This is a genomic window from Nocardia sp. NPDC060249, assembly GCF_042728755.1.
Lineage (GTDB): Bacteria > Actinomycetota > Actinomycetes > Mycobacteriales > Mycobacteriaceae > Nocardia.
The window spans coordinates 582600-609353 of sequence record NZ_JBHXAQ010000003.1; the positions used below are offsets into that span (position 1 = coordinate 582600).

27 protein-coding genes are annotated in these 26754 nt (G+C 67.6%); 5 read left to right on the forward strand and 22 right to left on the reverse strand.

Annotated features, from left to right (window positions below):
* Positions 1 to 75 precede the first annotated feature (75 nt).
* Positions 76 to 1362: a sensor histidine kinase gene (locus ACFWFP_RS16565; protein ID WP_379295849.1), complete on the forward strand. Its 1287-nt coding sequence runs from the start codon at positions 76 to 78 to the stop codon at positions 1360 to 1362.
* A complete protein-coding gene (locus ACFWFP_RS16570; protein ID WP_379295850.1) occupies positions 1359 to 2054 on the forward strand; it encodes a response regulator in 696 nt (231 codons plus the stop codon). Before ACFWFP_RS16565 ends, ACFWFP_RS16570 begins: the two co-directional genes overlap by 4 nt.
* Before the next feature lie 4 nt (positions 2055 to 2058).
* On the opposite strand, the gene ACFWFP_RS16575 is transcribed toward ACFWFP_RS16570, so the two are convergent.
* The gene (locus ACFWFP_RS16575) at positions 2059 to 2706 is read right to left on the reverse strand and encodes a VWA domain-containing protein (protein WP_379295852.1); all 648 of its coding nucleotides are present in this window, start codon (positions 2704 to 2706) and stop codon (positions 2059 to 2061) included.
* 126 nt (positions 2707 to 2832) lie between these two features.
* Here ACFWFP_RS16575 and ACFWFP_RS16580 point away from each other — a divergent pair, with 126 nt between their 5' ends.
* Both ACFWFP_RS16580 and ACFWFP_RS16585 read left to right on the forward strand, forming a co-directional pair.
* Positions 2833 to 3291 carry a DUF1877 family protein gene (locus tag ACFWFP_RS16580; RefSeq protein WP_379295854.1) on the forward strand — a complete coding sequence of 153 codons (459 nt, stop codon included), beginning with the start codon at positions 2833 to 2835 and terminating at the stop codon, positions 3289 to 3291.
* Positions 3292 to 3387: 96 nt separating this feature from the next.
* Positions 3388 to 4578 carry an MFS transporter gene (locus ACFWFP_RS16585; protein WP_379295856.1) on the forward strand — a complete coding sequence of 397 codons (1191 nt, stop codon included), beginning with the start codon at positions 3388 to 3390 and terminating at the stop codon, positions 4576 to 4578.
* On the opposite strand, the gene ACFWFP_RS16590 is transcribed toward ACFWFP_RS16585, so the two are convergent.
* The 20 genes from ACFWFP_RS16590 to ftsH all read right to left on the reverse strand — a co-directional run bounded on the left by ACFWFP_RS16590 (position 4559) and on the right by ftsH (position 24547).
* Positions 4559 to 5407 (reverse strand): helix-turn-helix domain-containing protein, encoded by an 849-nt coding sequence (locus ACFWFP_RS16590; RefSeq protein ID WP_379295858.1) that lies wholly within the window; start codon positions 5405 to 5407, stop codon positions 4559 to 4561. The genes ACFWFP_RS16585 and ACFWFP_RS16590 overlap by 20 nt on opposite strands.
* A gap of 197 nt (positions 5408 to 5604) precedes the next feature.
* On the reverse strand, positions 5605 to 8172 hold the full coding sequence (locus ACFWFP_RS16595; RefSeq protein WP_379295860.1) for an ATP-dependent Clp protease ATP-binding subunit: 2568 nt from the start codon (positions 8170 to 8172) through the stop codon (positions 5605 to 5607).
* A 274-nt stretch (positions 8173 to 8446) separates the two neighbouring features.
* Positions 8447 to 9376, reverse strand: coding sequence for a lipase family alpha/beta hydrolase (locus ACFWFP_RS16600; protein WP_379295862.1), 930 nt, complete (start codon positions 9374 to 9376; stop codon positions 8447 to 8449).
* 63 nt (positions 9377 to 9439) lie between these two features.
* Positions 9440 to 9997 carry a DUF1772 domain-containing protein gene (locus tag ACFWFP_RS16605; RefSeq protein WP_379295864.1) on the reverse strand — a complete coding sequence of 186 codons (558 nt, stop codon included), beginning with the start codon at positions 9995 to 9997 and terminating at the stop codon, positions 9440 to 9442.
* A 124-nt stretch (positions 9998 to 10121) separates the two neighbouring features.
* Positions 10122 to 10733, reverse strand: coding sequence for an FHA domain-containing protein (locus tag ACFWFP_RS16610; RefSeq protein ID WP_101464728.1), 612 nt, complete (start codon positions 10731 to 10733; stop codon positions 10122 to 10124).
* A 316-nt stretch (positions 10734 to 11049) separates the two neighbouring features.
* The gene (locus ACFWFP_RS16615; protein ID WP_067454241.1) at positions 11050 to 11412 is read right to left on the reverse strand and encodes an Lsr2 family protein; all 363 of its coding nucleotides are present in this window, start codon (positions 11410 to 11412) and stop codon (positions 11050 to 11052) included.
* Positions 11413 to 11527: 115 nt separating this feature from the next.
* On the reverse strand, positions 11528 to 12994 hold the full coding sequence (lysS, locus tag ACFWFP_RS16620) for a lysine--tRNA ligase (protein ID WP_379296009.1): 1467 nt from the start codon (positions 12992 to 12994) through the stop codon (positions 11528 to 11530).
* Between the two features lie 256 nt (positions 12995 to 13250).
* A complete protein-coding gene (locus ACFWFP_RS16625; protein WP_379295866.1) occupies positions 13251 to 13682 on the reverse strand; it encodes a rhodanese-like domain-containing protein in 432 nt (143 codons plus the stop codon).
* The gene (locus ACFWFP_RS16630) at positions 13682 to 14278 is read right to left on the reverse strand and encodes a cysteine dioxygenase (RefSeq protein WP_379295868.1); all 597 of its coding nucleotides are present in this window, start codon (positions 14276 to 14278) and stop codon (positions 13682 to 13684) included. Before ACFWFP_RS16630 ends, ACFWFP_RS16625 begins: the two co-directional genes overlap by 1 nt.
* A 128-nt stretch (positions 14279 to 14406) precedes the next feature.
* On the reverse strand, positions 14407 to 15189 hold the full coding sequence (locus ACFWFP_RS16635) for a type III pantothenate kinase (protein WP_379295870.1): 783 nt from the start codon (positions 15187 to 15189) through the stop codon (positions 14407 to 14409).
* A gap of 22 nt (positions 15190 to 15211) precedes the next feature.
* Positions 15212 to 15631, reverse strand: a complete 420-nt coding sequence (gene panD, locus ACFWFP_RS16640; RefSeq protein WP_357370408.1) for an aspartate 1-decarboxylase — start codon at positions 15629 to 15631, stop codon at positions 15212 to 15214.
* Between the two features lie 12 nt (positions 15632 to 15643).
* Complete coding sequence (panC, locus tag ACFWFP_RS16645; RefSeq protein ID WP_379295872.1) at positions 15644 to 16600, reverse strand: pantoate--beta-alanine ligase; 957 nt, start codon at positions 16598 to 16600, stop codon at positions 15644 to 15646.
* Positions 16600 to 17508 (reverse strand): Rossmann-like and DUF2520 domain-containing protein, encoded by a 909-nt coding sequence (locus ACFWFP_RS16650; RefSeq protein WP_379296011.1) that lies wholly within the window; start codon positions 17506 to 17508, stop codon positions 16600 to 16602. The genes panC and ACFWFP_RS16650 overlap by 1 nt, the downstream gene beginning before the upstream one ends.
* Positions 17509 to 17826: 318 nt before the next feature.
* On the reverse strand, positions 17827 to 18924 hold the full coding sequence (locus tag ACFWFP_RS16655; protein ID WP_379295874.1) for a DUF6779 domain-containing protein: 1098 nt from the start codon (positions 18922 to 18924) through the stop codon (positions 17827 to 17829).
* Between the two features lie 68 nt (positions 18925 to 18992).
* Positions 18993 to 19466 (reverse strand): DUF3180 domain-containing protein, encoded by a 474-nt coding sequence (locus ACFWFP_RS16660; protein WP_378990757.1) that lies wholly within the window; start codon positions 19464 to 19466, stop codon positions 18993 to 18995.
* Positions 19460 to 19999: a 2-amino-4-hydroxy-6-hydroxymethyldihydropteridine diphosphokinase gene (folK, locus tag ACFWFP_RS16665; RefSeq protein WP_379295876.1), complete on the reverse strand. Its 540-nt coding sequence runs from the start codon at positions 19997 to 19999 to the stop codon at positions 19460 to 19462. The genes ACFWFP_RS16660 and folK overlap by 7 nt, the downstream gene beginning before the upstream one ends.
* The gene (gene folB / locus ACFWFP_RS16670; protein ID WP_379295878.1) at positions 19996 to 20418 is read right to left on the reverse strand and encodes a dihydroneopterin aldolase; all 423 of its coding nucleotides are present in this window, start codon (positions 20416 to 20418) and stop codon (positions 19996 to 19998) included. Before folB ends, folK begins: the two co-directional genes overlap by 4 nt.
* Positions 20419 to 20476: 58 nt before the next feature.
* Positions 20477 to 21355 (reverse strand): dihydropteroate synthase, encoded by an 879-nt coding sequence (folP, locus tag ACFWFP_RS16675; RefSeq protein WP_379295880.1) that lies wholly within the window; start codon positions 21353 to 21355, stop codon positions 20477 to 20479.
* The gene (gene folE / locus ACFWFP_RS16680) at positions 21352 to 21966 is read right to left on the reverse strand and encodes a GTP cyclohydrolase I FolE (protein WP_379296013.1); all 615 of its coding nucleotides are present in this window, start codon (positions 21964 to 21966) and stop codon (positions 21352 to 21354) included. The genes folP and folE overlap by 4 nt, the downstream gene beginning before the upstream one ends.
* Before the next feature lie 226 nt (positions 21967 to 22192).
* Positions 22193 to 24547: an ATP-dependent zinc metalloprotease FtsH gene (ftsH, locus tag ACFWFP_RS16685; protein ID WP_379295882.1), complete on the reverse strand. Its 2355-nt coding sequence runs from the start codon at positions 24545 to 24547 to the stop codon at positions 22193 to 22195.
* A 401-nt stretch (positions 24548 to 24948) separates the two neighbouring features.
* On the opposite strand from ftsH, the gene ACFWFP_RS16690 reads away from it, so the two are divergent.
* Positions 24949 to 25758 (forward strand): hypothetical protein, encoded by an 810-nt coding sequence (locus tag ACFWFP_RS16690; protein ID WP_379295884.1) that lies wholly within the window; start codon positions 24949 to 24951, stop codon positions 25756 to 25758.
* 22 nt (positions 25759 to 25780) lie between these two features.
* Here the strand turns inward: ACFWFP_RS16690 and ACFWFP_RS16695 are convergent, their stop codons facing one another.
* Positions 25781 to 26638, reverse strand: a complete 858-nt coding sequence (locus ACFWFP_RS16695; RefSeq protein WP_379295886.1) for a DUF1266 domain-containing protein — start codon at positions 26636 to 26638, stop codon at positions 25781 to 25783.
* Positions 26639 to 26754 lie beyond the last annotated feature (116 nt).

A 26754-nucleotide genomic window follows, 5' to 3' on the forward strand; every position in this document is an offset into this window, starting at 1 on the left:
GACTACGCCCGCTCCCGCGAGAAATACGTGCGCAGGCCGACGCGGTGGGTGGGCGCACCCAATAGGGTTGGGCACGTGGGAGCGTCTGCGAAGTGGGAGCGTGGCTCAGTCGTGCGGGACTGGGGCCTGGCAGTGGTGGTCGCGGTGATCCAACTGGCCGGTAGTTCCGGTGCGAATTCGCATCAAACCGGAGTGCGGTCGCTGGACGCGTTCGCGTATCTGCTGCTACTGGCCGGGCCGGTGGCGCTCGGTTTCCGGCGGATAGTGCCCGAAGTGGTGCTGGCGGTGACGCTGATCGCCACGGTGACCTATGTACTGCGCGACTACGGGTACGGGCCGATCTTCCTGTCGCTGGTGATCGCCTTCCTGTCGGCGGCCATCGTCGGACCACGCTGGCGCACCTATCCGGTGGTCGCGATCGGGTACCTGACGATGGTCTGGCCGTTGCCCGCCCTGCTCGGGCGGCACACCGACGCGTGGCAGATCTTCGGCCTGCTGGCCTGGATGGGTGTCCTGGTCGCGATCGCGGAGGGCGTGCGGCAGCGGCGCGCGGTGGTGCTCGCGCGCAAGCAGCGGGCCGAGGCGGCAGAACGCGACGAGCAAGCGCAGCAGGCCAGGGCGGCCTCCGAGGAACGGTTGGCGATCGCTCGGGAACTCCACGATGTGCTGGCACACAGTCTTTCGCTGATCAATGTGCAGTCGTCGGTGGCGCTCGAGTTGTTCGATCGCAAGCCGCAGCAGGCGGCCGCGGCCTTGGCGACCATCAAGACGACATCGAAAGAGGCACTGACCGAGGTGCACACGCTGCTGCACGCGATCCGCAGTGGCTCGGCGGTGGTGCCGGAGTACCCGGAACACAGTGCTGTCGTGGCGGATTCGCCCCCGCCCCCGCCGCCGCGTCCCGCGCCGCGCGCGCCCGCACCGACCCTCGACGACCTCGACACGCTGCTCGAGCGCACCCGCGCGACCGGGCTCGACGTCGACACCAAGATCATCGGTACGCCCAAGAAGCTGCCGAGCGTCATCGATGTGGCCGCGGCCAGGATCGTGCAGGAATCGCTGACCAATGTGGTGCGCCACGCGCCCGGCGCGACAGCCCTGGTCACCCTGCGATACACCCCGGAATCGGTCGACATCACCGTCGACAACACCCGGCCGACCGGGACGGCTGTCCGCACCGGGACCGGCGGCAACGGGATCATCGGGATGCGCGAGCGGGCGCACGCGCTCGGCGGGGCACTCACCGCGGGGCCGCGACCATCCGGCGGGTTCCGGGTGGCGGCCCGATTGCCCGCTCGGCCAGTGACTTCGGCGACGTCCGCGCGATCGTCGGATTCACCCGCCACAGGGGCAGGCGCATGACCGAACTGCCGTCGGTCGGCGCGGGGCCTGCCAAGATCCGGCTTCTCGTCGCCGACGATCAAGCGCTGGTGCGCGGCGGTTTCGTCGCGCTGCTGGACGCCCAAGACGACATCGAAGTCATCGGCGAGGCCGAGAACGGCGAGCAGGCCGTCCGGATGACCCGCGCGCTGGTCCCCGATGTGGTGCTGATGGACATCCGCATGCCGATCCTCGACGGGCTCGCCGCCACCCGCATGATCGCCGACGATCCCCAGCTCGCGCCGGTTCGCGTCGTCGTCCTCACCACCTTCGAACTCGACGAGTACGTCTTCGAGGCGATCCGCGCGGGCGCCGCGGGCTTCCTGGTCAAACACACCGAACCCGCCGACCTGCTCCGCGCCGTCCGCGTCGTCGCCGCGGGCGACGCCCTGCTCTCCCCCGGCGTCACCCGCCGGCTCCTCGCCGAATTCTCCACCCACGCCAAACAACCACCCCCCGCCGCTTTCACCGAACTCACCGACCGCGAACGCGAAGTGATGACCCTGGTAGCCGAAGGCCTCACCAACGCCGAAATCGGTGCCCGCCTTTACATGTCCCCCGCCACCGCCCGCACCCACGTCAGCCGGATCCTCACCAAACTCGACGCCCGAGACCGCACCCAACTAGTAGTCCTCGCCTACGAATCAGGCCTGGTCCGCCCGGGCTGGCAGTAGTCGGCTACTCACCCTGGTCGGCCTGTCGGCGTTCGGCGGCGGAGAAGCGGGCGCGGCGGGGGGCGCCCGCGGGGGCTGCTTGGGCTCGGGCGGAGTAGGCGGCGAGGGCGTCGAAGGCGCCTCGGACGCCGCCTGCGACCGGGGCGTAGGTGATGGCGGAGCCGGGGTCGAAGCCGAGGTTGGACCCGACTTCGACGGCGTCCATGTTGGCGCCGAGGAAGACGAAGGTCCAGTTGTACACGTCCTGCTGCTGGGTGATGAGGGACTTCACGGCGGCGTGGGTCCATTCGCGGCTGGAATTCTCGTGACCGTCGGTGAGAACGACAATGATCACGGTGCCGGGCCGCTCGTGTTCGGGGCGCTCGGCCAGTTCGCTGCCCACACTGGTGACGAGCTTGCCGAGCGCGTCGTAGAGCGCGGTCCCGCCACGCGGCTGCAAGCTCGGCGCGGGCACCTGAGCCAGCGGCACATTCGCGTAGACCACGTCATAGGTGGTGTCGAACTGCGCGAGCGTGACCTCGATCTTCTTCGGCACACTGCGTTGCTGTTCGAAATAGGCGGCCAACCCACCTTCGGTATCGGCCTTGATCGTCTGCATCGACCCCGAACGGTCGAGCAGAACGGCGATCAGCGTGCGGTCGGAATCAGTCATGTGTGCGAACACCCCCGTGTCGGTGTGGATAAGCAATTCCCACCGTACGCCGCGAAATAGCCCTGTCCGACCCGCGAAAAGAAGACGCCAAGGTATCGCCAAGCCGGGATTTCTACCTTTCCGGCCATGGGACCAGTACTCGCATTCCATCGCATCTCCGACGCCGACGCCGCCCGCATCACCGCCGATGCCGAGGCCGCGTTCGAACTGATCGAAGCCGCCGACCGCATCGGCGAACCGTGCGGCGACATCGACAAGGCCTGGGACGGACTGCGGTACCTGCTGGCGGCCGCGAAAGTAGACCTCGACCTGCTGCGCGATCTCGACCCGTGGGCAGGCGACGGCGAACCTCGGATCTGGACAGCCGACGAGGTGTCGGTAGCGGCCCGCACCATGGCCTCGACGCCGTTCACCGTCCTCGCCGCACACTTCGACTCCGACGACATGGATGACAACGACGTGTACCCCGACATCTGGAACACCGAGTTCTGCCACGAATACCTGCGAGAACACTACGAAGGGCTGCTGACCTTCCTGGCCTTCGCCGCCGAGCAGAACTCGCCCGCGCTGAGCCGATTCGAATAGCCGCGACCATCGCGGCTGGTCGACACCGCGGCGTTTGAGTCGGATGCGGTGGCGTTTCGGGCGAGTGCGGCGCCGTCGGGCGATGTTGCATCTGGCATGACTACGACTTCGACGGCCGATGCGGCGGTGCAGAGCACCGAGCGCCGGGTCTGGCCCGCCCTGCTGACCATGTTCCTCGGCAGCTTCACGCTGGTGACCGCCGAATTCCTGCCGCCCGGTGTACTCACCGCGCTGGCGACCGATCTGCATGTGGCGGAGGGCGTGGTCGGGCTCTCGGTGAGTGCGACGGCGCTCACCGCGCCGGTGGCCGCGCTCGGATCGGGCGCGCTGTTTCCCCGCCTGGATCGGCGCACCCTGCTGATCTGGTTGACCATCGGCGCGGCGGTATCGAACGTGGTGGTCGCCGTTGCGCCGAACATCGTGCTGTTGCTGATCGCGCGGCTGCTGCTCGGCCTGGCTGTCGGCGGCTACTGGTCGATGGCGCTGGTGATCGCCGCGAAGCTCGTCCCCGCCGAACGGCTCGGCAAGGCGATGATGATCGTGAACGCGGGAACCACGGTCGCGACGGTGGCCGGAGTGCCGCTCGGCGTGCTGCTGAGCACCTACGCGGGCTGGCGGACGACCTTTCTGGTCGCGGCCGCGCTGACCGCCGCCACCGCCGTCGCCGTGCGGCTGATGCTGCCCCCGATCGCGCCGAGCAAGGGCATCGGGTTCGCCGCGCTCGGCAACGCCCTGCGAGCCCCGGGCGTGACGCTCGGGCTGGTCAGCATGGTCGCCGTCGTCGGCGGGCACTTCGCCGGATACACCTACATCCGCCCGGCCCTGGCCGAACTGCTCGGCGCGGGCCCGGCGGTGATCCCGGTCCTGCTCGCCCTGTTCGGCGTCGGTGGTCTGCTCGGCAACTTCGTCCTCGGCGCACTCGCCGACCGCCACCTCGGCGCCCTGCTGCTGGCGGTGCCGACGGCTATCGGCCTGTCGTTGCTCGCGATCATCGCCTCCGCGACGTTCGCTCCGCTCGCCTACCTGGCCGTGGTCGTCTGGGGCGCCGCGTTCGGCGGCATCCTCAACCTCGTGCAGGTGTGGGTGTCGCGGGTGCTGCCCGATCGGATGGAAGCGGGTAGCGGGCTGATCGTCGGCGGTTTCCAGCTGGCGATCATCCTCGGCTCGGCGATCGGCGGCCGCGGGGTGGACAGCATCGGCCTGGCCGCCACCTACGGTCTCGGTGCCATCGCCGCGGTCCTCGGCGGTGTGCTGATCCGGCACTCACTCACCCGAGCGGGGCACTGACACCCGTCTGCTCCCGGGCCGCCCGCCGCCACTGCGACGGTGTGCGGCCCGTGTGCCGCCGGAACGCGCGCCCGAATGCCGTCTCCGAGCGATAGCCGAGGCGGCGGGCTACCGTGCCGACCGGCACAGCGTGATCGACCAGCAGCAGCTGCGCCCGCTCGATCCGCAGTTTCGCCAGGTACCGGCCCGGCGTGAGGCCGGTCGCCGCCTGGAACCGGGCGGCGAACCCGGACCGCGAGGCCAGCGCGATCTTCGCCAGCCCCTCGACGGTCCACTCCTGTCCCGGGTCGGCGTGCATCGCGGCCACCGCCTGCGCCACCCCGGGCTCGTTCACCTTCAGCAGCCACCGGGGCGGCGCGCAACCACGCGCATGCCAGGACTCGATCGCCATCGAAGTGAGCAAGGTGGCCACCCGGTCGCCCTGGACGCCGAACGGGTCAGGGCATTGCTGGACCAAGTGGCGAAACATGGTCGCGGCCAAGGGCGTGTGGTCGACGAAACCGGTGAGCAGCAGCCGTTGTGGCAGCGCGGTCATGGCGCTGCCCGTCCCGACGGGTTCCAGTCGCACCCGAAGCACCCGGCCGGCCGACAGCGCGTTGATCGCGAATCGGTCTGTGCCAGGAACGAACAGGAAGTCCCCGCTCGCCAGGTCTTCGGTCTTGCTGAGCCCTTCGACCCGGACCAGCCCGTCCAGCACCACCAGCGCGCTCGGCTCGGTCATGAACTCCCACTGACCCGCCGTCAATGCGAACTCGTCGCGCCCCGCGAACCGCCACTGCACACCGGCCAGCACATCATCGAGGCTGTGCGCGCCATCGATCTGCGTCACTGTGGCCCCCCTCCTGATGGAACTCCGATCCACTGCACGGTACCGGTCGGCGACCTGTACGCGCGGTGACGTACGCCGGATCAGTTCTCGCGGCCGATGTCGTCGCTCATCGCGCATTCGCGGCGAGCGGGCCTCGAATGCGCGACGCGAAAAGCCCGCCCCCTGGTGCAGGGGGCGGGCTTTTTCGGTTCAGCTGGTTACTCGCCGGAGGCGGCGGCGTCGGGCGCGGTGCCCTCGGCTGCTCCGGTGAGAACCACCTCGGGCTTGTCGTCGGTCGCGGAGGCCTTGGTCAGCTTCGTCTTGCCCTCGAAGGTGAACTTGGCGTCCTCGCCGAGACCCTCGCCGTTCCAGCCTTCGACGTCGACCAGAATGGTCTGGCCCGCGCCGATCTCGCCGAAGAGGATCTTCTCCGAGAGCTGGTCCTCGATCTCGCGCTGGATCGTGCGACGCAGCGGACGAGCACCCAGGACCGGGTCGAAGCCGCGCTTGGCGAGCAGGCTCTTGGCCTGATCGGTCAGCTCCATCGCCATGTCCTTGTTCTTCAGCTGCTTCGAGACGCGGGCGATCATCAGGTCCACCATCTGCACGATCTGTTCGCTCGTGAGCTGGTGGAAGACGATCACGTCGTCGATGCGGTTGAGGAACTCGGGCCGGAAGTGCTTCTTCAGCTCATCGTTGACCTTGAGCTTCATCCGCTCGTAGTTCGAGCCCTCGGCGTTGGACTGGGTGAAGCCCAGCCCGACTGCCTTGGAGATGTCGGAGGTGCCCAGGTTCGAGGTGAAGATCAGCACGGTGTTCTTGAAGTCGACCGTACGACCCTGACCGTCGGTGAGACGGCCGTCCTCGAGCACCTGCAGGAGCGTGTTGTAGATCTCCTGGTGCGCCTTCTCGATCTCGTCGAACAGCACCACCGAGAACGGCTTGCGGCGCACCTTCTCGGTGAGCTGGCCGCCCTCCTCGTAGCCCACGTACCCGGGAGGGGCACCGAACAGACGAGAAGCGGTGAAGCGGTCGTGGAACTCGCCCATGTCGATCTGGATGAGCGCGTCGTCGTCGCCGAACAGGAAGTTCGCCAGCGACTTGGCGAGCTCGGTCTTACCGACACCCGAGGGACCGGCGAAGATGAACGAGCCCGACGGGCGCTTGGGGTCCTTCAGACCGGCGCGAGTGCGGCGGATCGCCTTGGAGACGGCCTTGACGGCATCCTCCTGGCCGATGATCCGCTTGTGCAGCTCCTCTTCCATCCGGAGCAGACGGGTGGTCTCCTCCTCGGTGAGCTTGAAGACGGGGATGCCGGTCCAGTTGGCCAGCACCTCCGCGATCTGCTCGTCGTCGACCTCGGCCACGACGTCCAGATCACCGGAACGCCACTGCTTTTCGCGCTCGGCACGCTTGGCGACGAGCTGCTTCTCCTTGTCGCGCAGACGCGCGGCCTTCTCGAAGTCCTGCGCGTCGATCGCGCTTTCCTTCTCCCGGCGAGCATCGGCGATCTTGTCGTCGAAGTCGCGCAGGTCCGGCGGAGCGGTCATCCGGCGGATGCGCATGCGCGCGCCCGCCTCGTCGATCAGGTCGATCGCCTTGTCCGGCAGGAACCGGTCGTTGATGTAGCGGTCGGCCAGGGTGGCGGCGGCGACGAGCGCGCCATCGGTGATGGAGACCCGGTGGTGCGCCTCGTAGCGGTCGCGCAGACCCTTGAGGATGTTGATGGTGTGCTCGACGGTCGGCTCGCCCACCTGCACCGGCTGGAAACGGCGTTCCAGAGCGGCGTCCTTCTCGATGTACTTGCGGTACTCGTCGAGAGTGGTGGCACCGATGGTCTGCAGCTCGCCACGGGCCAGCTTCGGCTTCAGGATCGAGGCCGCGTCGATGGCGCCTTCGGCAGCACCCGCGCCGACGAGCGTGTGCAGCTCGTCGATGAACAGGATGATGTCGCCGCGGGTGTTGATCTCCTTGAGCACCTTCTTGAGGCGCTCTTCGAAGTCACCGCGGTAGCGGCTGCCCGCGACCAGGGAGCCCAGGTCGAGGGTGTAGAGCTGCTTGTCCTTGAGGGTCTCGGGGACCTCGCCGTTGACGATGGCCTGTGCCAGGCCCTCGACGACCGCGGTCTTACCGACACCGGGCTCGCCGATCAGCACCGGGTTGTTCTTGGTGCGGCGCGAGAGCACCTGCATCACGCGCTCGATTTCCTTCGAGCGCCCGATGACGGGATCCAGCTTGCCTTCCAGAGCCGCCTGAGTGAGGTTGCGACCGAACTGGTCGAGCACCAGCGACGTGGACGGGGTACCCGCCTCGCCGCGCGGACCGGCGCCCTCGACGGGCTCCTTGCCCTGGTACCCGGACAGCAGCTGGATGACCTGCTGACGGACACGGTTGAGGTCGGCGCCGAGCTTGACCAGCACCTGGGCCGCGACGCCCTCGCCCTCGCGGATGAGGCCGAGCAGGATGTGCTCGGTACCGATGTAGTTGTGGCCGAGCTGCAGCGCTTCGCGCAGGCTCAGCTCCAGCACCTTCTTGGCACGCGGGGTGAAGGGGATGTGACCGGACGGCGCCTGCTGGCCCTGCCCGATGATCTCCTCGACCTGGCTACGCACACCCTCCAGCGAGATGCCAAGCGACTCCAGCGACTTCGCCGCCACGCCCTCGCCCTCGTGGATCAACCCAAGCAGGATGTGCTCGGTGCCGATGTAGTTGTGGTTGAGCATCCGGGCCTCTTCTTGGGCCAGGACAACGACACGCCTCGCGCGGTCGGTGAACCTCTCGAACATCGCTCCCTCACTCTCCTGCTCCGACATTCTGGCAACAGACGCCGCAGTATGCTCGATACAACCTAGGGCGTCGGACCGACAACTTTCGCCGTCAGCCTGCCATGAAGCCCGGGGGTTGCGGCCCCCGCCATCCACTCTAGTTGGCAGGGGATTCCGCCGCCGCCGGTCCACCCTATTGGGGACCGGCGACAACATGGTCACCTACTGACAACGCGCACGTCGCGGTATTCGTTTCCCTGTCAGTTTTGCCTACAGCGAAATCGCGCCGTGCGGCTCACCCGGTGAAGGGTGGGACGAATTCGCACGCGACCGCGGCCTGCCTGGCGGGATCGAGGGCGTTCAGGACATGGCCTGCCGCGCGCGGGCTGCCCGCGATGGCCAGATGTTCGGAGTAGTCCTGCGAGCAGCCGTCCTGCACCACGATCGAGGTGGCGTTCGGGCCCGGGACCAGGCCCGAGGTATGCGGGACGACCAATTCGTCGAAAGCGGAGACGATGTTGGTGTAGGTGACCCGTGGGTCGTACACGCCGTCGACGTTGAGCGCGGTCATGAAGGGCGAGCCGGTGAACATCTGCCCGCAGGCCTGACACAGCGACGAGCTGACCGCGTCGAAGGCGGGACCCGCGCCGAGCGCCCGGCTGAAGTGGGCGATATCGCCCGCCCCGAACGCGTTGGTGCCGAGCCAGGGCGGCGCGATCCCGACCAGCTTGCCCACCTTGTCGCCGCCGCCCAGCCGCTTGAGGTAGTAGTTGCCGACGATATTGCCCTGCGAATGGGCGATCAGGTCGACGCGCTGGGCGCCGGTGCGGGCCAGGACGCTGTCGACGAAGGCCGAGACCTCGGCGGCGCTCTGCTCGATCGGACGCATGCCGCCGATCGCCGAGACGGGCCAGGGAAGGGCGTAGGCGCCGTAGGTGAGGGAGAAGACGCAATAGCCCTCGTTGGCCAGCAGCGGGGCGTACACGCCCCAGTTCGTCTGCCCTCCGCCGCCGGTGCCGTGCAGCAGCACCACCGGGTCGGGGTGTTCGGGCGAGGGAACGCAGGCCGGATCGTTCGCGCCGGGGAGCGAGCCGCCCGGGTTGGTGAGCTCGGGCGGGATGCCTGCGAAGAAGTTGTAGTCGACCGGGAGGGGCTGGGCCGACGCGGTGGCGGGCAGGCAGGCGAACAGGGCCGCGGCCAGCACCAGAAGCGAACTACGTCGCATGAACGACTCCTCACTAGAACGTGTTCCACTCATCATGGAACACGTTCTAGTGATCGCGTGGCACTACCGGCCGTAAACCATCGACACCGGCGCCGCGGCCACATCGGTGGCCGAACTCGACTTGCCCTGCTGCACGCCCGCGGCGAACAGCGCGCCACACAGCACCAGGAACGCGGCGGTGTGCAGCACCGCGCGGACGATGTTCCAGCGAACCCAGGTCGCCTCGAAATCGGCACGGACAGCGGCGGTGTCGGCGATCGAGGCCGGATCGCCCGCGGCGGCGAGCGCGTCGTTGAGCGGCACGTTCAGCCCCGCGGTGACGGCGAACGCGATCACGTTGAGCGCCAACGCGATTCCGATCCAGATCAGCGTCGTGCGCTGCTCCTTGCCGAGGTGCACAGCGGCCGCCAGCGCGGTGAAACCGACCGTGCCCATGAAGCCGAACATGAACCAGGGGTTGATGATCACGACGTTGATCTTCTGCATCACGTCGATCAGCGTGCGGTCGTCGGTGCGGGCCAGCGCGGGCATCACCGAGATCGCGTAGGCGTAGAACACGCCGGCGACGAGTCCGGTACTGAGCACGGCCAGCACCATGGTGGCCATCCGAACTGCGAACATGTGATGTCTCCTGACTCGTGGTCCGGAGCTTCGATCTCGCGCTCCGGTGATACGAGTAAGTCAACCGCCCAGACCGGATCCGCGACATAGTTCAGACGCTCACCGACCTACGCGAACGTCGCGCTCACAAATCGTGGTCGGAGATCAGGCCGCTCTGCATCGCCAGCGCGGCCAATCGGGTGCGCTTCTGGTTCTGCGGCAGGTTTTCCACCCCGAACTTCGCGAACAGGGCGCGCAGATGGGTTTTGATGGCGTCGATCGAGAGGAACAATTCCTCGGCGATCTGCTGATTCGACGCGGGGGTCGCGAATCCGGTGCCGTGTTTGTACGGACGGCACAGCGCCACCAGCACCGCGCGCTGGGTCTCGGTCAGTGAGCGCATCGTGGGGATGGACCCGGACGCGGTATGCGTCGCGTCGTCCACCACACCGCCGAAATCGAAGAAATGCACGAGCGTGGTCCCGACCCGAATCCGGTCGCCGGGACTCAGCCGGCGCCGTCCGACCAGCCGCTCGCCATTGACGAAGGTGCCGTTGCGCGAAAGTCCGTCATCGATGATGGTCCAGTGCGCACCGAGATGTTCGACCGCCGCGTGCAGCCGGGAAACCTCGGCATCCCACGCGAGCACCAGGTCGGCCTGCACATTGCGCCCGATGGTGACACGCTGCTGCCCGGCCTCCAGGGCCAATTCATGCTGCTTACCGGTGTCGTCGGTGTACCGCAGGAAGGAACTCACCGCGCAACACCGCCGGATACTCGAAACACCTTGTGCACGGCCATCAGTCTACGTCCCGAGACCCCACACCCGGGACAACCCCAACCCCCTTGTTCCCCACACCCGGCACAACCCGGGCCCTTCGTTCCCTCGTTTTCCCCGCCAACGCAACCCCGCACGCCCCGACCTCGAGGAGGGGCAGGCAGGCGCAGCCTGCCGTTCGCGGCCGTCCCGCTGTTGAGGTGCCGTTGCGTACGCGACGAAGGAGCAAGCAACGGTGCCTCAACAGCGGGACCGGCGGGGCCGCGAACCACGCGGCGCCCGCGCCGCCGATATCTCAGCTCTTGCCGACCTCTTTGTTGTATGCCTCGGTGATTTCCGCCGAGATACGGCCGCGGGCCGAGACCTTGTGGCCCTTACGGCGTGCCCATTCGCGAATTGCGGCGCTCTGTTCGCGGTCCATGGAAACGCGGCTCTTACCCTGCGGCGCGGGCGCACCGGCAGCCTTCACCCGACGACGGCCACTCACACGGCGGGCGTTGGCGACCCACTCGTCCAGGCCTTCGCGCAGGCGCGCCGCATTTGCGTCCGACAGATCGATCTCGTACGACACCCCATCGATAGCGAACTCGATGGTCTCGTCCGCGATGGACTCACCGTCGACATCGTCGATCAGGCTAACGGTGACCTTCTTTGCCATGAGATGAACGTCCTCTCGAAATCGTCAAGCCTGCCTCCAGGCCGAATACCCGAGGCAAGAATACCCCGAAATGCGAAATTTCCAACACGGGGTCTTCACCCCGTGAATTCACTGGTCAGCGACTAGTGGGCCGCACAATCGGGAACAGGATCGTTTCCCGGATTCCCGAACCAGTCAGTGCCATCAACAAGCGATCGATTCCCATACCGGTTCCGGTGGTCGGCGGCATACCGTGTTCCATCGCGGCGAGGAAGTCTTCATCGAGCACCATGGCCTCGTCATCGCCTGCCGCGGCCAACCTGGCCTGGTCGACGAAGCGTTCCCGCTGGATCACCGGGTCCACCAGTTCCGAATAGCCCGTTGCCAACTCGAAGCCGCGAACATAGAGGTCCCACTTCTCGGTGACACCGGACTTGCTGCGATGCTGGCGGGTCAGCGGTGAAGTCTCGACCGGGAAGTCGCGAACGAAAGTCGGCGCGTAGAGCTTGTCGCCATACGCGTGCTCCCATAGTTCTTCGACCAGTTTCCCGTGACCGTAGCCCTTGTCGGAAGGAATTTCCAGACCTACCCGATCAGCGAGTGCGAGCAATTCCTCGACAGTGGTTTCCGGAGTCACCTCGACACCGATCGACTCCGACAGCGAGGGATACATCTCGACGGTCGTCCACTCGCCGCCGAGATCATATTCAGTGCCGTCGGCAAGTGTCACAAGGAGGGTGCCGAATGCCTCTTGCGCGACTTCCTGGATCAATTCCCGGGTCATCGTCGCCGAGTCGTCATAGGTGCCGTAGGCCTCGTAGGTTTCCAGCATCGCGAACTCGGGTGAATGGGTCGAGTCGGCGCCTTCGTTGCGGAAGTTCCGGTTGATCTCGAAGACCTTCTCCAGGCCACCGACCACGCAACGCTTGAGGAACAGCTCCGGCGCGATGCGCAGGAAGAGATCCATGTCCAGCGCATTGGAATGGGTGACGAAGGGGCGCGCGGCGGCGCCACCGTGGATGGTCTGCAGCATCGGGGTCTCGACCTCGAGGAAGCCGCGGCGCTCGAGCGCGTTGCGCAGGGCACGGACCACGTTCACGCGGGTACGGGCCATTTCCCTGGCCTCGGGGCGCACGATCAGGTCGACGTAGCGCTGACGAACGCGCGACTCCTCGTTCATCTCCTTGTGTGCCACCGGCAGCGGGCGCAGCGACTTGGCCGCCATCGACCAGGAATCGGCCATCACGCTCAATTCGCCGGTGCGTGAGGAGATGACCTCGCCGTGCACGAACACGAAGTCACCGAGGTCGACATCGGCCTTCCAGGCCGCCAGCGCGTCGGCGCCGACGCCGTTGAGGCTGATCATCGCCTGCAACTTGGTGCCGTCGCCTTCCTGCAGCGTGGCGAAGCACAGTTTGCCGGTATTACGAACGAAAATGACGCGACCCGCGATACCCGCCTGCAGACCGGTCTGGGTGTCGGCTTCCAGATCCGGGTAGGCGGCACGGATTTCGGCCAGCGTGTGAGTGCGTGGCACCACCACCGGATAGGCCTCACCACCCTCGGTGAGCAGCCGTTCGCGCTTGTCCCGGCGAATCCGCATCTGCTCGGGAACATCGATGTCCACAGCGGATGTGGCGGCGCGGCCGGGTGCGGCGGGGTTAGGAGTGCTCACATCCGACAACATTAGCGGCACCCCGAAATGGATTTACTCCCGCCCACAAAGAACGAGAGGCAAACCCCGGCCCGCACCGACCATTCCCCCGCGAGATGCAATCAACGTCACATAACTGAAACACACACGGCCCGTGACGACCTCTGATTCGCCTCGTGGACAACCGAACTCGCGGACGTCGACCCTACAGCGAAGCCAGCGCGTCGACCTCACGGGCGAAATGCGGGACGCCGATGCCCACGGTCAACAACCCCGCCGACTTCAGCGCCTGGTATCCACCGATCACATCGCTGGCCCGGTGCAACCCCAACTCCTGCAACGCGGCCGCCGCCAAACTCGACGTGTACCCCTCCGAGCAGAAGACGATCCATTCCACATCATGATCAACGGCGAGGGACAGCCGGGCCGACGAGGTCGGATCCAGTCGCCATTCCAGGACATTCCGCTCGATCACCAGCGCGCCGGGCAGCGAACCTTCGCGCACCCGCTGCGCGGCAGGCCGGATGTCGACCAGAATCGCGCCGCGCTCCAGCGCGTCGGCCACGTCGTACACATACACCCGGCGCAATCGCGCGCGAGCGTTCTCGAGCATCTGATCAATCGTCAAACGGCTCATCACAGATCACCTTCGGGCTGGTCGGTGAGGACGGTTTTGGTTCGGCGCAACGTTCCGTGGCCGGTCACTTCGTAATACGACATCGCCGACAGCGGCGGGGAATAGGCGTGCACGCTCAGGGTGGGATCGAGCGGACCGACGGATTCCGCGGCCGCGGGCGCGCGTACCACGTCGTGCACCCAGCCGATCGGGAACGACGCCTGATCACCCGCGGCGAGCGTGCGTCTGCGTAACTCCGTGCCATTCCAGCGGTATTCCGAGAGCGCGCCGCTCAGCACGGTCAGGGCGCCGAGCGAGCCGGCGTGATCGTGCAAATCGGTGAATTTTCCCGGCGTCCAGCTGATCAGCCAGACATCGACCTCGTCGTCGTGCGAAAGGCGGGTCGCCCAGCGCTCCTCGGCCGGCCAGATGCCGTCGGCGGGCAGGAGGTGGTCGTAGCGACCGGAGAGGACGTCTTCGGCGCCTTCGTCGGTGAGTCGCAGCAGGTCAGCAGGCCGCAACCGAGTCGGCAACGCCGAGGCGATCGCCCGGTCGAGCGGGGGCGTCGCGGAGTATTCGTCGCGTGCGGACGAGAGGGAAAGGACAGAAGAACGCATGAGCGCATCTCCAGGAGGTGAGAAATCGGTCGAGGGAAAACGTCAGCCTCGAACGGTCGAGGCAGATTAGCCTCGACAACACTCCTGGGTGCTCACACGGAAGATCACGAGCGCAAGTTTAGCAGACACTACTTTTTGTTGCGCTCGTAGACATGGCGCAGACCGGTCAGTGTGAGATGTGGAACGTGCTGGTCGATGGTTTCCGACTCCGGCACGATCAACGGTGCGCCCGCCCCCGTGGCGACGACGGTGACATCGGTACCCGCGAACGCGTCGAATTCGTCGCGGATGCGGTCGACCAGCCCGTCCACCAGCCCGGCGAATCCGAAGATCGCGCCGGACTGAATGCATTCCATGCTGTTCTTGCCCACCACCGAACGCGGCCTCGCCAGCTCGACGCGACGCATCGCACTACGTTCCACCAGCGCCTCGGCCGAGATCTCCACACCGGGCGCGATCACGCCGCCGAGGAACTCCCCTTTGGCCGAGACCAGGTCGACGCAGATCGCGGTGCCGAAATCGACGACGATCGCGGGCCCGCCGAAGCTGCGGAAGGCGGCAAGGCAGTTGACGATGCGGTCGGCGCCGACTTCCTTCGGATTGTCGACCAGCAGCGGAATGCCTGTTCGGACACCGGGTTCCACCAGCACGTGCGGCACATGGGACCAGTAGCGCGCCAGCATGGCGCGCAGTTCGCGCAGCACCGGCGGCACGGTCGACAGCGCCGAGACACCGGCGATCTGATCGAGATCGTCGCCGACCAGGCCGCGCACCTGCATGGCGAACTCGTCCGCGGTGATCAGCGGATTGGTGTGAATCCGCCAGTGCCGCACCAGTTTCGCGTGGTCGCCGCTGCCGGAGAACAAGCCGAGTTCGATCCCGGTGTTGCGGACGTCGATCGTCAGCAGCATGGTCCTGGGTCCCCCGCCCGGCTCAGACGAACGACAGCGAGCGCGGTGAGGTGAGGCCGGAGCCCTCCGGTGCGTGCGCGGGGTCGCTGCCCAGCTCCACCGGACGGTTGTGGTCGTCGACGAAGACCACCTTCGGGTCGTACTCGCGGACCTCGGCCTCGTCCATCTGACCGTAGGCGATGAGGATGACCAGGTCACCGGGGTGCACGAGGTGGGCGGCGGCACCGTTGATGCCGATCACGCCCGAACCGCGTTCCCCCGCGATCACGTAGGTCTCGAGGCGGGCGCCGTTGTCGATGTCGACGATGCAGACCTGCTCACCCTCGAGCAGATCGGCGGCGTCGAGCAGATCCTGGTCGACGGTCACCGAGCCGACGTAGTGCAGGTCGGCATGGGTCACGGTGGCACGGTGGATCTTCGACTTCATCATGGTGCGCAACATCGTCGTCGCCTTTCAGTGCGCCTGCGAGGCAGGGAGGGAGTTCGCGTCGGGATGCCCGTCGATCTGGGCGCCGAGTACTACGGGAGCGTTGTCGATCAGGCGAGTGTCGCCGACTTTGGCCGCGACCAGCAGGCGGGCGTTGCCCGCGGTGGGAGCCGGACCCAGGTTCGAGTCGCGCAGCTCGAGGTAGTCGACATCGAGGCCGTCGACCGCGTCGAGAACCGAGCGAGCGGTCCGGACGACCGCCTCCGCGCCGAGACCGGCGGCGTGGCGGCCCGCGGCGAGTGCGGCCGACAGCGCCAGCGCCGACTCGCGCTGGGTGGCGTCGAGGAAGCGGTTGCGCGAGGACAGCGCCAAACCGTCGGGTTCGCGGACCGTCGGGTAGGCGACGATCTTCGCGTCCATGTTCAGATCACGCACCATCTGGCGGATCAGCGTGAGCTGCTGGTAGTCCTTCTCACCGAAATACGCCTCGGAGGCGTGGGTGATGTTGAGCAGCTTCGCGACGACGGTGAGCATGCCCGCGAAATGCGTCGGCCTGCTGGCGCCTTCGAGCTCGGCGCCGAGGGCGCCCGGCTGGATCGTGGTGCGCATGCCGTCCGGGTACATATCGGAAACGGTCGGCGCGAAGACCAGGTCGACGCCCTCGGTGCGGAGCAGTTCGAGGTCGGCGTCGAGGGTGCGCGGGTAGGCGTCGAGGTCTTCGTTCGCGCCGAACTGCAGCGGGTTGACGAAGATCGAGACGATCACGACCTGGTTGTTGAGCTTGGCCTGACGGATCAGCGCGAGATGCCCCTCGTGCAGCGCGCCCATCGTCGGCACGAAACCGACCGTGCGACCGGCGCCGCGCAAGGCCCTGGCGACCGTGTCGAGCACCTCGGGATTGTGATGCACGGTGAGCACGCCCGCCTTGAAAGCGCCGGTCGCGCGGGCCCCACCCTGGTGGTGATGCACTTCTCGGGGTTCCATCAGTGGCCTTCCTTGGCGAGGAGCTCCAGCAGTGCCGGATCGGTGTGGGCGAGTTGGGCCGTGCGCAACGAGTTGGCTCGGTAGGCCTCGGCGAGGCGGTCGTCGACCTGCTCGAGCGCGGCGAGATGCGCGGCGACGGCGTCGACATCGCCGCGCGCGACCGGACCCGTCAGTGCGGCCTGGCCGCGCCGCAAGGCGTTGTCGAGGGCAGCCGAGGCAAGCGGAGCGAGCAGCCGTTCGGGCAGGCCGCCGGGCTGATCGTCGACCAGCGGCTGACCGAGCAGACCGGGGCCGGCCAGGGATTCGCGCAGGGCCGCGACGGCGTCGACGATCACCGTGACCAGGTGATTGCTGCCGTGGGCGAGGGCGGCGTGATAGAGCGAACGCTGATCTTCCTCGACGCGAACCGGTTCACCACCCATCTCGATCACCAGCGCCTGCGCGATGGCGTAACCCACCTCGTCGGCGGCGGTGACGCCGAAACAGGCGTTGGCGAGCCGGGCGATGTCCTCGTCGTGGCCGGTGAAGGTCATGGCAGGGTGGATCGCGAGGCCGAGCGCACCCTGCTTCGTCAGCGGTTCGAGAATCGCGACGCCGTTCGCGCCGGAGGTGTGCACGACGATGGTGCCGGGGCGGACCACGTTCGCACCGGCGAGGCCGCGGACCAGCCCGGCCAGCTCGGCGTCGGGAACGGCGAGCAGGAGCAGCTCACTGCGCTGGGCGATCTGCTCGATCGGCAGCACCTGGGCTTCGGGCAGGCGGGTACGGGCGCGATGCACCGAGGCGTCGGAGATCGCGGCGACGCCGAAGACCACGTGGCCGGCTCGCTCCAGCGCTACGCCGAGCGCGGAACCCACTCGTCCCGCCGAGACGATTCCTACCGTCAGTCGTGCGGGCGCTGGATCCATTCGTGCGGGTACGGCGTCGGCGCTCGTGTGCGCGCCATCAGGGTTGACACTTCTCGAGGTCAACGTTGTCCTCTCGATTTGCGTTCCAGTCCCGCGGTGCGGGTACCAGACGTTCGCTTCGAGAATAGAGGGAGTTACTCGAGGATCGCCACATGCCCCCACCGTGATCTAGCGCTCACCTGATCCGCCACTCCGCGTATTCAGGCCAGACCCAGGTGCGTGGTGACAGGGGGACGCGGCCGAGGGTTTGCCGGTGGGCAAGCTGGCTGTTGCCGGTGAGTTACCCATGTTCTCGCGCGAGAACGGTGTTGCGATCAGCTAGGTGCGCGGTGAGGCGGAGCCGGTGGACTCCGATTCGAGGTTGGCCATGATGTCTGCCACCGATAGTCGAGCGGTGCCCTCGGTCTCGGCGCGGCGGCGTCGACGGGAGCTGGTGCCGACCGCGGGGGCCTTCTCGGGGCGGGTAGCCGGGGGCTGGGCGGGCTCCGGGGAGGGCTCGGCCGTCGCTACGGGAGCCGGGGCGGGTTCGGCCGTGGCGATCGGTGCCGGGGTGGGCTCGGCCGCAGCCGGAGCGGGCTCGGGAGCAGCGGTCGAGTTGCCGTTGGTGGTGGGCTCGACCGGGAGGACCGTGTCCGTCACCTGGCGGGTGTTCGGCGAGGACAAGCGCGGCGGCGGCGTCTTCCCCGATGGCGTGGTCGGTGCGGCGGGCGGCGCGGGGACGGTCGGCTGCTGGGTTTCGGCGTACTCGTCGAGCTGCACCGCCGAGGTCTCGGCGGTGACCGGATCGTCGTACGGGTCGGCGAAATTGGCCGAAACCGGTTGCATGAAGACAGGTTTCAGTGCGCTGGGCGGTTGCTGCCACGGGCCGAACCAGGCGGCTGTGGCATCCTCGGGGCTAACGTCGAAATCGTGGTCGGGCTCGTCGAAGGCATTGAAGCCACCGGCGGGCAACGCGTCGATCCGCACGGCATCGGCCTGCAGCGCAGGTTGCTCGTCGAGCAGGGCACCGTCGAAGAGAACCTGCAGATTCTGGCGCAGCAGGGTCAGCTCGGCGCGCAGCGCGGCGATTTCGGAGGAGTCGGCGCCGACTTCGGCGCGCACCCGCGCCTCGACACCCATCTCGTACTCACGGCGCGCGTTGATCTCGCGCTCGAGCTGCAACTCGTACACCGTCTGCAGATCGCGCACCTTCGCCTTGTCGACGTCCGCGTCCTTGCGGTAGCGAGTAGCCGCGAGCGCGCCGATCACCGCGGCCCACAGGGCTGTTACCAGGCCGATCCGCACGTATTGGACGTTTTCGCTGAAGATCAGGAAAACACTGGCGGTCAGACCGAGCAGGATGAGGAAACCGACGAAGAATTTTCCCGCGTCGTCCCGCCGTCGTCGGGGCGCCGTGCTGCGGGAGGGTGAAACCATGAGGGCCAGGGTAGCCGGAATCGGCTGGTCGGCCCACCAAAGGCTACGGAGATTCCATTCGCAAGTTGCTATGTAGTAGCGGGGTCGTCGGTCGGGTCCTCGGGTGCCCGGCAGCAATACTCCAGCCACAAAGCCGCAGCAACCAGGGCCGAACCGGCCAGCAGGCCCACCACCGCACCCGGCGAATCCGTAGCGGCGGCGGTGACGGTCCCGCGCTGTGGGAAAACCCACAGCAGGAAACCCAGCCACACACCCGCGGCCAGCGAACCCACCTGCAACGACGCCTTCGCCAGCGCCACACCCCTGGCCACGTTGATCGGATGCATCTGGCCCGATCCGTCGCCGATCTGCTCATCGGCGATCTTGGCCTTGATCGCGAAGCCGAGCGCCGCCTCGATCGCGGCCACCGGCAGCAGCGAGGCGCCTGCGGCCACCGAGATCGACGGGAAGCTGGAATAGGCGAACCGGGTGGCGACCCAGGCGACCGCCGCGGCCACCACCACGTTCAGCGCGAGGTCGAGTACCCGGGTGGGTTTCAGCACGAGCCCGCGCTTTCCTCGCGTAGCGCCAGATCGGTGCGGATCACGCCGTCTTTCTCGGACTGGTCGAGTCCGGCGAGCAGCTCCGCGATCGGACGGGCGACCCCGTCGACGAGAAGGCGCGCGGACGGTTCGACGGCCAGCCACGGGATGAGGACGAAGGCCCGGTTGTGGGCCTGCGGGTGCGGCAGGATCAGCGTCGGATCGCTCCCGCGGGCGATCGGCGTGCCGGTGCTGTCGGCGCACTGCACCACGTCGACGTCGAGGGTGCGCGCACCCCAGCGGACCTCGCGAACCCGGCCCGCCGCCTGCTCCAGCTCCTGGCCCACACGCAGCCAGGCGTAGTCGTCGAAAGCCGGATCTTGCACGGTGACAACAGCATTGAGGTAATCGTCTTGGTCGACGCCACCCCACGGCGCGGTCGTGTAGACCGGCGATACCGCCTCGACCCGCTCCCCCAGCGCGTCGAGCACGCTGCGCAGATGCGCGAGCCGATCGCCCAGATTCGAGCCGATCGAGAGCACCGCACGAGTCATCGGCGATGCCCCGGGGCCTCCGTGCGATTCCGGGTGGCCACCACGCGCACGTCTTCGAAGGTGTGCGGGATCGGCGCCGACGGCTTGTGCACGGCCACCTCCACCGCCTCGATCCGCGGGTCGGCCATCACGTCGTCGGCGATCTCGGAGACCACTGTCTCGATCAGATTCCGCGGCGGACCGGTCACGATGCGCACAGCACGCTCGGCGAGCGCTCCGTAGTCGACGGTGTCGGCGAGGTCGTCGGACGCGGCGGCCGCGGCGAAATCGACCCACACCGTCAGATCGACGACGAATTCCTGGCCGTCACGACGCTCGAAATCGAACACTCCGTGCCTGCCGAAGGCACGCAGGCCGCGCAGCTCGATCCGTGACGAAGCGGGCCTGCCCGCGGGCGGCGGCAGCAAATACGAGTTCATCGGACAGCTCCTCGGAGAGTGACTCGGACGCCTGCGGCGGTTCGGGTAGCGAGGATGTTCACGGCGTGTGCCCAGCGGACGCTCGGGCGCCGACGGCTCGACGCCAGGCATCGACGACGGCGATGGCGTCGAGGGATGCCCGGACATCGTGGACCCGCACGCCCCAGGCGCCGTGGGTGGCCGCGAGGGCGGACACGGTGGCGGTGGCGGTCTCGCGGCCGTCGGGCGGGCGAGGGCCGGATTCGCCGGCCAGCAGAGCGCCGAGGAAACGCTTGCGTGAGGCGCCGATCAAGATCGGGAAACCGCCTGTGACCAGTTCCGGGAGAGCGGCGAGCAGTTCCCAGTTGTGTTCGGCGTTCTTGGCGAAACCGAGGCCGGGGTCGAGGATCAGCCGGTCCGTGGTCACACCGGCGGCGACAGCCAGGTCGACCTGGGCGGTGAGTTCGGCGCGCACCTCGGCGACCACGTCGTCGTAGTGATCGGCGGGACCGGTGTGCCGGTAGTCGGCGGCTGCCCGCCAGTGCATGAGGATCCACGGCACGCCCGCTTCGGCGACGACTTTCACCATGTTCGGGTCGGCACGGCCGCCGGAGACGTCGTTCACCACCGAGACGCCCGCCGCCAGCGCGGCCTCGGCGACCTCGGCGCGCATGGTGTCGACACTGGTCGGCACCCCGGCGGCCACCAGCCCGCGGATCACCGGAGCGACCCTGGCGGCCTCGGCGGCCGGATCGACCCGGTCAGCCCCCGGCCTGGTGGATTCACCACCCACATCGACGATGTCGGCGCCCGCCTCGTACAGCTCGACACCGTGCGCGATCGCGAGTTCGGGATCGAGGTAGCGACCGCCGTCGGAGAAGGAATCAGCGGTCACGTTGACCACACCCATGACCACGCAGGAGCGGTGGTCACGGGCGGTCACCAGTGGCTGGCTCATTTGCGCAGGATCAGGTCCAGCGCCTCGGCTCGCGAGGCGGCGTCGGTTTGCAGCTGGCCACGCACCGCCGAAGTGGTGGTGCTGGCGCCGGGCTTACGGATTCCCCGCATGGCCATGCACAGGTGCTCGGCCTCGACCACCACGATCGCGCCGCGCGGATCGAGCCTGCGCATCACCGCGTCGGCGATCTGGCTGGTCAGCCGCTCCTGCACCTGGGGGCGCTTGGCGTAGAGATCGACGACGCGGGCCAGCTTCGACAACCCCGTCACCCGGCCGTGCGAGCCGGGGATGTACCCGACGTGCGCGACGCCGTGGAACGAGACCAGGTGATGCTCGCAGGTGGAGAACATCGGGATGTCGCGAACCAGGACGAGTTCCTGGTGACCCTCGTCGAACGTGGTCGCCAGCACCGCGTCGGGCTCGGTGTAGAGACCGGCGAACATCTCCCGGTAAGCACGCGCCACCCGCGCGGGCGTGTCGAGCAGGCCGGGACGGTCGGGATCCTCACCGACCGCGAGCAGCAGCTCACGCACCGCGTTCTCGGCACGCGCCTGATCGAACGGCAAACCGGTCGCCAGCGCCGTCAGCACCGACGGACTGGTCGCACCCAGCTCACCTGCCGGATCGAGATCCTGCTTGTTGGCCGACAACTTCTCCGCACCTCCGTGATATTTGCGGCTGCCGCCGCGGGTTCTCGGCCCTGTCCACCCGTCGGCCGAGAACCAGAGCCGAACGCCGGCGACCACCCGACATTCGACGGCCGAGCGTAGTCCGAGAACCAGTGCCGAACGCCGGTACTTGTCCGGCGTTCGACGTTCGAGCGTAGTTGGCCACCGGTCAGTGGCGGCCGTTCGGCCCTTCCCAGTCCTTGTTCTCCGGATCGGCGTCACGCGCGGGCGGCTGCGGCTGGGCACCCCACGGCTGGAAACCGTCGCTGGCGTGCCGCGGCTGCTGCTGCTCGGGCCTGCCCCAGGCACTGCCCTGGTCCTGCGGCGGCTGGGGCTGCTGTTGGGGTTGCTGCTGCTCCTCGCGCGGCGGCCAACCCGGAGCCGACCAGCCGGCTGGTGCGCCGTAATCGGGCCGCGAACCGTGCGTCCCCGACTGCCGGGGGAACGCCTGGGTCGGCGCGGCGGGCAAGGGGTAACCGGCCGCGGGCGGCGCGGGCTGACCGTAGGGCTGCCCCGGGTAGCCGTTGGGCTCGACCGGCGGTGCCCCGTTGGGTACCGGTACCGGCGCGGGCTGCACCGGCGGCCACGGCTCGCCGCGCTCCACCGCCAGCTCGCCCGGCGTCTTCACCGGCGGCTTGTCCGACGGGTGCCGATCACCGAAATCGTTGAACGCGGTGATCCGCGGGCGCTTCTCCACCCCGGCCAGGATCGTCTCGAGATCCTTGCGGTGCAGCGTCTCGCGCTCGAGCAGCGCGGTGGCCAAGGCGTCGAGCTGCTCGCGGTACTCGCTGAGGATGGACCAGGCCTCGGTGTGCGCGGCCTCGATGAGGTTGCGCACCTCCTCGTCGATCTCGCGAGCGACCTCGTGCGAGTAGTCGGCCTGTACGCCCATCGAGCGACCCAGGAACGGGTCACCCTGCTCCTGGCCGTAGCGCACGGCGCCGAGGCGGGCACTCATGCCGTACTCGGTGACCATCCCGCGGGCGATCTTGGTGGCCTGGTCGATATCGGAGGACGCGCCGGTGGTCGGCTCGTGGAACACCAGTTCCTCGGCGGCACGGCCACCCATCGCGAAGACCAGCCGGGAGATCATCTCCGAACGGGTCATCAGGCCCTTGTCGTCCTCGGGCACCGTCATGGCATGACCACCGGTGCGGCCGCGGGCCAGGATGGTGACCTTGTACACGGGCTCGATATCGGGCATCGCCCACGCCGCCAGGGTGTGACCACCCTCGTGGTAGGCGGTGATCTTCTTCTCGTGCTCGCTGATGATGCGGCTCTTACGGCGCGGGCCACCGATCACGCGGTCGACCGATTCCTCGAGCGATTCGCCGGTGATGACCGAACCGTTCTCGCGGGCGGTGAGCAGCGCGGCCTCGTTGATGACGTTGGCCAGATCGGCGCCGGACATGCCGACGGTGCGCTTGGCCAGACCCTCGAGATCGGCTTCCTGCGAGATCGGCTTGCCCGCCGAGTGCACCCGCAGGATCGCGCGGCGACCGGCCAGGTCGGGGTTGCCGACCGGGATCTGCCGGTCGAATCGGCCCGGACGCAGCAGCGCGGGGTCGAGGATGTCGGGCCGGTTGGTGGCCGCGATCAGGATGATGTTGGAACGATCGCCGAAGCCGTCCATCTCGACCAGCAGCTGGTTGAGGGTCTGCTCGCGCTCGTCGTGACCGCCGCCGAGGCCCGCACCGCGCTGGCGGCCGACCGCGTCGATCTCGTCGACGAAGATGATGCAGGGGCTGTTCTGCTTGGCCTGCTCGAACAGGTCGCGCACGCGCGAGGCGCCGACACCGACGAACATCTCGACGAAGTCCGAACCGGAGATGGTGAAGAACGGCACCCCGGCCTCACCCGCGACCGCGCGGGCCAGCAGCGTCTTACCGGTTCCCGGCGGCCCGTAGAGCAGCACGCCCTTGGGGATCTTCGCGCCGAGCGCCTGGTAGCGGGCCGGATTCTGGAGGAAGTCCTTGATCTCGTAGAGCTCTTCGACGGCCTCGTCGGCGCCTGCCACGTCCTGGAACGTGGTCTTGGGCATGTCCTTGGTCAGCAGTTTGGCCTTGGACTTACCGAAGCCCATCATCCCGCCACGGCCACCGCCCTGCATGCGCGACATCACGAAGATGAACAGGCCGACCAGCAGCACCATCGGCACGATGAACAGCAGCAGCTGCGACAGCCAGCTCTCCTGCTTGACCACGGTGTCGTACGGGGCGCCGGACTTCTGCACGGCGTCGAGGACCTGCGCGGAGTTCTCCCCACCACTGGGGTACTTGGCGACGATCTTGGCGTTGTTGCTCGTGGCCTCGTTGCCGTTGTTCAGTTCGATGCGGAGCTGCTGCTCCTTGTCATCGATCTGCACGTTCTTGACGTTCGCTTTGTCCTCGAGCTGGGCCAGCGCAACGGAAGTGTCGACACTCTCCCAACCGCGCGTGTCATCGCTGAGAAAGCTGAACAGCCAGATCATGAGCATGATGCCCGAGATGATCGCCAAGGTGCGAAACACTGTCTTGCGGTTCATAGAGCGTCGGCCGGACGGCCCAGTCCTTTCCGGTTATTACTCCGGGTGTGCTTGCGAAGCGTCGAGATCGGCGGGTTTCGGATGCGGACATGCCACGTTACCGCGTACGGTCTAGTTCGATACATCGCGCAGTTCGGCTGCTGGTGCAGTTGCACTGGTAAACGGCCGGAGAACGCAAGAGGTTCCCGAACGCTCCGACCGGGTTGTGGCAAGTGGCCACAATCATGTCATGCCCGCCTTATCGTGGGCGACGACACAACTACAGCGCAGGGGGTATAGACATCGTCGAGCTACGAACACCCACAGCGATTCTGCGCCACGGCGGTGGACGGCTCGTCGTCCTCCGGCCGGGTACCGACGGCGAACGTGTTCTCGACGTTCCCATTGCCGACCTGCTCAAAGTGCGCCTCAATCGGCGCGCCGACGAAGCAGTGGTGATCGAGATCTATCTGCGTTATCCCACCGCGGTCCTCACCGGCGTTCCCGCCGACCGCACGCCCCTTCCGGTGCTCATCGCCGAGCACGACGTGCCTGCCGCCCTCGGCATCGTCGACCGGATCAACGACCAGATCATGACGACCCAGCGCATCGACGTGGCCGCGCCGGATCTCACCCCACCGGCTCCCGAGTGGGGCAAATCGGGTCCCACCCGCGCCGATGTCGAGCGTGCAGTGCGCCGGATGGCGCCGCGCAAGGACGCGCGTTCGGCGGTCACCGCGCTGAACCGGTATGTCACGCCCGACGAATACGTCTTGGAAACGGCCATCGCCGTCGCCGCCCCGCCCGCGGGATCGGGCACCGGACTGCTCGCCGCGACCACCTCTCGCGTGCTGTTCATCTCCATCGGCGGCGACGAACGCTATGCCTTCGAATTGGCGGTGGCCGCGATTCTCGGCGCCCGCACCATCGAAGGCGCGCGCTCGGCACCCGGCGAGGTCGATACACGCCACGGCGGATCGGGCATCGATATCAACGACGGCAATCGCACGCTGCATTTCGCCGGCGTGGATCGCGCCGATACCGAGCGGGTCACCTGCGCGGTGAATTTCGCCATCCGCAGGCAGGCCGCCGACGGTGCCGCCGGGCCCGCCGACCCGGGGGTCAACCAGCTCTACGCGGAATGGGAATTACTGGTCGAGCGGCATTCGCTCGGCATGGTCGACGACACGCAATTCCAGCGCTACGGCCGCGGGATCCTGCGCAGCCTGTAGGGCCGGTGGCCGGACCGAATGCTCAATTCGGTTCGGCCGCTTCGGTTTCCGCCTTCTGCTCCGGCTCGTTGAGTTCGATCCGGCGCCACGGGCTGGTGGGCCGGGTCCATAGTCGCACCAGTTCCATCCGGCGGTCGACGCCGCCGTTCTTCAGCTCGGCGAGGTCCTCGGTGGCCTGCCAGTAGGTCCAGCCGGTGAGGTAGGCGTCGCCGAACTGGCGCCAGTTGCGGTAGCGACGCTGCGCGGGGACCAGCGCGCGCATGCAGTATTCCCACGCCACGTCGGCGTCGATGTACCCGGCGGTGAACGCCATGCGGGCCACCGCGACGACGCGGGCCAGATCCCAGGCGTGGATGTCGTTGGGTAGCGGGCGCGACAGGTGGTCGGTGAAGCCGATCTTGATGGCCTGCGCCCAGATGTCGTAGTCGCGGACCAGCGCCTCGGGATTGTCCATCCCCCGAAACGAACCGACCTGCCGTAGGAACGCGCGCTGCTTGTCGGCCCGCTCACCGAAACGGTCGCGCTCGCTGGCGTTGACCGAGGCCATCACCAGCGGATGCACCAGCGAATACAGGGGCCCGTGCATGCCTTCGAGCAGCTGCTCCATCGAGGCGCGGGCTTCGGTGCCGTCGGTGATGCCCCAGGCGCCGGTCAGGGTGTCGATGGCGAGTTCGCGGCGGTCCCCGAGCGGGTGCTCACGCTCGGGGCCGAGCAGCATCGCGTCGTGGAAGGCGTCCCAGCGCGTGGAGTAGAAGGCACCGAGGGCGAGCGCGCGCAGTTCGTCGTCGCTCACCCCCGCGCCCGACCAGTGATCTTCTTCGCGCTCGTCTAGTTCCGGGTAGGGAAAGGTGGTCAGCGCTGGTACTCCCCTGGCAGGCATGCGGCCGAGTCTAGTGCCGTGACCGCGATCACGGGTGGCGTGCGAATCTCACGTGTATCACGAGATTTTCAGATCCCCTTATTCTTCGCCTGTCGTGTCATGCCTCACAGGTCTAT

Bases quoted from the DNA above. Each gene is read 5' to 3' on its own strand.
- ACFWFP_RS16570 (WP_379295850.1), top strand. From the start codon at position 1,359: ATGACCGAACTGCCGTCGGTCGGCGCGGGGCCTGCCAAGATCCGGCTT.
- ACFWFP_RS16575 (WP_379295852.1), bottom strand. From the start codon at position 2,706: ATGACTGATTCCGACCGCACGCTGATCGCCGTTCTGCTCGACCGTTCG.
- ACFWFP_RS16580 (WP_379295854.1), top strand. From the start codon at position 2,833: ATGGGACCAGTACTCGCATTCCATCGCATCTCCGACGCCGACGCCGCC.
- ACFWFP_RS16585 (WP_379295856.1), top strand. From the start codon at position 3,388: ATGACTACGACTTCGACGGCCGATGCGGCGGTGCAGAGCACCGAGCGC.
- ACFWFP_RS16595 (WP_379295860.1), bottom strand. From the start codon at position 8,172: ATGTTCGAGAGGTTCACCGACCGCGCGAGGCGTGTCGTTGTCCTGGCC.
- ACFWFP_RS16600 (WP_379295862.1), bottom strand. From the start codon at position 9,376: ATGCGACGTAGTTCGCTTCTGGTGCTGGCCGCGGCCCTGTTCGCCTGC.
- ACFWFP_RS16605 (WP_379295864.1), bottom strand. From the start codon at position 9,997: ATGTTCGCAGTTCGGATGGCCACCATGGTGCTGGCCGTGCTCAGTACC.
- ACFWFP_RS16615 (WP_067454241.1), bottom strand. From the start codon at position 11,412: ATGGCAAAGAAGGTCACCGTTAGCCTGATCGACGATGTCGACGGTGAG.
- lysS (WP_379296009.1), bottom strand. From the start codon at position 12,994: ATGCGGATTCGCCGGGACAAGCGCGAACGGCTGCTCACCGAGGGTGGT.
- ACFWFP_RS16625 (WP_379295866.1), bottom strand. From the start codon at position 13,682: ATGAGCCGTTTGACGATTGATCAGATGCTCGAGAACGCTCGCGCGCGA.
- ACFWFP_RS16630 (WP_379295868.1), bottom strand. From the start codon at position 14,278: ATGCGTTCTTCTGTCCTTTCCCTCTCGTCCGCACGCGACGAATACTCC.
- ACFWFP_RS16635 (WP_379295870.1), bottom strand. From the start codon at position 15,189: ATGCTGCTGACGATCGACGTCCGCAACACCGGGATCGAACTCGGCTTG.
- panD (WP_357370408.1), bottom strand. From the start codon at position 15,631: ATGTTGCGCACCATGATGAAGTCGAAGATCCACCGTGCCACCGTGACC.
- panC (WP_379295872.1), bottom strand. From the start codon at position 16,600: ATGGAACCCCGAGAAGTGCATCACCACCAGGGTGGGGCCCGCGCGACC.
- ACFWFP_RS16650 (WP_379296011.1), bottom strand. From the start codon at position 17,508: ATGGATCCAGCGCCCGCACGACTGACGGTAGGAATCGTCTCGGCGGGA.
- ACFWFP_RS16655 (WP_379295874.1), bottom strand. From the start codon at position 18,924: ATGGTTTCACCCTCCCGCAGCACGGCGCCCCGACGACGGCGGGACGAC.
- folK (WP_379295876.1), bottom strand. From the start codon at position 19,999: ATGACTCGTGCGGTGCTCTCGATCGGCTCGAATCTGGGCGATCGGCTC.
- folB (WP_379295878.1), bottom strand. From the start codon at position 20,418: ATGAACTCGTATTTGCTGCCGCCGCCCGCGGGCAGGCCCGCTTCGTCA.
- folP (WP_379295880.1), bottom strand. From the start codon at position 21,355: ATGAGCCAGCCACTGGTGACCGCCCGTGACCACCGCTCCTGCGTGGTC.
- ftsH (WP_379295882.1), bottom strand. From the start codon at position 24,547: ATGAACCGCAAGACAGTGTTTCGCACCTTGGCGATCATCTCGGGCATC.
- ACFWFP_RS16695 (WP_379295886.1), bottom strand. From the start codon at position 26,638: ATGCCTGCCAGGGGAGTACCAGCGCTGACCACCTTTCCCTACCCGGAA.